We start from the raw sequence: 684 nt of genomic DNA on the forward strand, positions 1-684 counted from the left end.
TCATCCAGGATCCCAATGCAGAACCTGAAGCGAAGTGGGATGCTCAGCTTCAGCTGCAAAAAATGCCGCGCGATTCTTCTCCGGTTCGTCAGCGTAATCGCTGTCGTCTCACCGGTCGTCCGCACGGTTACTACCGCAAATTCGGCCTTAGCCGGATCAAGCTGCGTGAAGCAGCAATGCGCGGTGATGTTCCCGGTCTGGTTAAAGCCAGCTGGTAAGCCAAGAGTTAGGTAGCGGAGCGATTGCGGCATGAGCATGCAAGATACCCTGGCGGATATGTTTACTCGTATCCGTAACGCCCAGATGGCCAAGAAAGTACAGGTCGAGATTCCTGCGTCAAAAGCAAAGGAAGCTGTTGCCAAAGTACTGAAGGACGAGGGCTATATCGCAGGTTACGAAGTGACAGGCGATAAAAAACCGGTAATGACGGTTGAGCTGAAGTATTACGAAGGCAGCCCTGTGATCGAGAAGATTGCACGGGTAAGCCGTCCTGGTCTGCGGGTTTACAAGTCCGCTGGTGAGATCCCCAAGGTCAAAGACGGCCTCGGTGTTATGATCGTATCCACTAATCAGGGCATTATTTCTGACCGGGCAGCGCGCAAAGCCAATGTTGGTGGCGAGCTGATCTGCGAAGTGTCCTAACAGAAGCGGCGTAGACAGGTTAGGTGCAACAATGTCTAGAGT

At 52.9% G+C, this 684-nt stretch carries 2 protein-coding genes; both read left to right on the forward strand.

Going from position 1 to position 684, the window contains the following annotated elements; translation table 11 throughout:
• The coding region (rpsN, locus tag A3754_RS06635) for a 30S ribosomal protein S14 (protein WP_063519145.1) at positions 1–218 on the forward strand (218 nt) is incomplete at its 5' end.
• A 31-nt stretch (positions 219–249) separates the two neighbouring features.
• On the forward strand, positions 250–642 hold the full coding sequence (gene rpsH, locus A3754_RS06640; protein ID WP_063519146.1) for a 30S ribosomal protein S8: 393 nt from the start codon (positions 250–252) through the stop codon (positions 640–642).
• The last annotated feature ends 42 nt before the right edge of the window (positions 643–684 follow it).

The organism is Alcanivorax sp. HI0083, from assembly GCF_001635175.1.

Coding starts and splice junctions, on each gene's coding strand:
- rpsH (WP_063519146.1), top strand. CDS start 250: ATGAGCATGCAAGATACCCTGGCGGATATGTTTACTCGTATCCGTAAC.